The sequence below is a fragment of the Carboxydothermus pertinax genome (assembly GCF_001950255.1).
In the GTDB taxonomy this organism is placed as follows: Bacteria; Bacillota; Z-2901; order Carboxydothermales; family Carboxydothermaceae; genus Carboxydothermus; species Carboxydothermus pertinax.
The window spans coordinates 38,546-41,042 of record NZ_BDJK01000066.1; the positions used below are offsets into that span (position 1 = coordinate 38,546).

Genomic DNA, 2,497 nt, shown 5'->3' on the forward strand with positions numbered 1-2,497 from the left:
TAAACCTTCCTTAGCCGATGCCGAAATCCCTCCGTCACAGGCATTAAACCAGGCTTTTATAAACTTCCCTTGATAAAGTACCACTTCCCCCCGGGTCATCTGTACAGCTTTTCTTACCTTATCGGTTATTCTTTTTTCATCATAAGCCTGGCTTTCTTCTATATTGGTAGATACATCGGTACCGTGAAGCTTTTTTACTCTACCACTCTCAATATTTTCTAAAGCAAAAGTGCGAGCTAAAATTGCCTGGGCAGCCAAAGCATTTACCGGCCAGTCGGGCTCCATTTCCGCCGCCACCACCCCAACGATATACTCTTCCAGCTTCATACGCTTTTTTTGCCCGGTATCGTTAAAAAATACGGTGACGGTAGGCTCCGTTCTGTATTTTTTCATTGGTGGGATTGGCTTTCGGGCCAGAGTACAACCGGCAATAAGAAAAGCAAAAATTAAGGTAAGGATTAGCCCTTTATAAAGCCGCATAAAACCCCTCCTCGATTTTTGGTTATTTTGCCCAAAAAGAGAAGGAGATATGCGAAAAGAGTATTCGGCATAAAGCCTAAAAAAATTAAAACCAGGTGCTGGAAAACACCTGGTTTTTCTCGCTTAAAGCATTTCTTTTAAGAGTTTACCGGGCTTAAATACCGGTACTTTGGAAGCCGGAATTTCGATTTCCTGACCGGTTTGCGGGTTTCTTCCCTTCCGGGCAGCCCGTTCTTTAACTTCAAAGGTACCAAAGCCGACCAATTGAACCTTCTCACCTTTTTTCAGCGCTTCTTCAATTGCCGCTAAAACCGCATTTAATGCTTTTTCCGCATCTTTTTTGGTCATCTCGGTTTTTTCAGCAATTACGCTTACTAACTCAGCTTTGTTCACTTATATTCCCTCCTTAAAATATTTTTTATGTACTTTAATTACCGCTTTACTTAATTCGCTAAAATCCTTCATTTTCCTGCAAACTACCAAAAAAAATCTTATCTTTTTAAAGGTTTTTTGCCCGGTTCCAAAGCTCATCCATTTTTTTAAGATCCAAATCCTGCAAATTTAAGCCCATTTCCCGGGAAAGTTCCTCCATTTTGAGAAATCTTTTTACAAATTTATTCACCGTTTTATTTAACGCTTCTTCCGCATCCACCCCCAGTTTACGGGCAAGATTCACCACGGAAAATAAAAGATCTCCCAATTCTTCTTCCTGACGGCTTGTCGCCTCCTTCAAGCTTTCTTTTAGTTCCAAAAGCTCTTCCTCAATCTTGTTAAAAACCTCTTCCGCTCTCTCCCAGTCAAAGCCGACTTTTGCGGCTTTCTCCCCTACCTTTTGGGCTTTTATAAGGGCAGGGAAAGTGCGGGCAACCCCTTCTATTACCGATTTTTTCCCTTTTTCCTGCTGTTTAATCATTTCCCAGTTAATTTTTACATCTTCACTGTCCTTCACATCTTCATCGGCAAAAACATGAGGATGACGGCGGATAAGTTTATTGCAGATTCCCTCCACCACATCTTTAAAGGTAAATGTCCCTTCTTCCCTAGCAATTTGGGTATGAAATACCACCTGCAGCAGCAAGTCCCCCAGTTCTTCCTTTAGTTTCTCCCGGTCGCCTTCCTCGAGAGCTTCGGCAACCTCATACGCTTCTTCAATTACATAAGGCTTCAGCGAAGAATGGGTTTGCTCCCGGTCCCAGGGACAGCCGCCTTCCCCCCGCAAAATTTCCATGATTTCTCCAAGCTTTTGGACACAAAATTGCTCGTCGCGCATTTTCGGTATGGCTACTAAAACTTTATGATCAAATTCCCGCCGGTCCAACTCATATAAAGGTATCTCTGCAACTTTTTCTTCCGGAAACCCTAGGTCTTTTAGTACATATACCGGATAGTCGTCGGGATAACGTTCCATTAACATTACTTTTAAATTCCCGGCAATTAACCGGTCGTATACCTGAAAAATAATATTAACGGCACTTTTGGAAAAATCCCAAACATTTGTAGTTAAAGCATCTAACACCTTATACGAGTCTCTAGCAGGGTCAATTTTCAGGACAGTTAAGGCAAGTTCTAATGCTCCCGGCGCCGTTACCACTTCAACCGCTAAGTCATTCTGCTTAAGTAAAAGCTCCACAGTTCTTTCTGCCACCAGTGGATTCCCCGGCACCGCATAAACAACATCTTCCTTTTGTCCTTCACCAAGAAGTTTTCTTACTATTTCCTGGTAAACTTCTTCAAAAGTAGTAAACTTTTCATATAAATGGTCAAAGCTCTGCCAGGAGATTTCCCTTAAGAGTTCCGGCGGTGCTGCTTTTTCCGTCCGTAAAAATACCTTCATCCCCGCCGTTAACAGTCGGTATCCCTTTAAGGGAAGATAATCCATACTCCCCGGCCCCAACCCTACCACATAAATCATAAAATACCTCCTCTAGGGACGGTTCGAGACCCCTGAAAAAAGTATTATAAAAAATAGAAAATGTAGAATAAAATAACAATAGCCCCTAAATTTATGATATAATTT

The 2,497-nt window shown here is 42.0% G+C and carries 3 protein-coding genes; all 3 read right to left on the reverse strand.

Annotated elements, in window-relative coordinates:
- The coding region (locus cpu_RS12985; protein ID WP_143299327.1) for a SpoIID/LytB domain-containing protein at positions 1-480 on the reverse strand (480 nt) is incomplete at its 3' end.
- Positions 481-603: 123 nt separating this feature from the next.
- The gene (gene hbs, locus cpu_RS12990) at positions 604-873 is read right to left on the reverse strand and encodes a non-specific DNA-binding protein Hbs (RefSeq protein ID WP_075860406.1); all 270 of its coding nucleotides are present in this window, start codon (positions 871-873) and stop codon (positions 604-606) included.
- Positions 874-979: 106 nt separating this feature from the next.
- Positions 980-2,392, reverse strand: coding sequence for a bifunctional methyltransferase/pyrophosphohydrolase YabN (gene yabN, locus cpu_RS12995; protein WP_075860407.1), 1,413 nt, complete (start codon positions 2,390-2,392; stop codon positions 980-982).
- Positions 2,393-2,497: the final 105 nt, after the last annotated feature.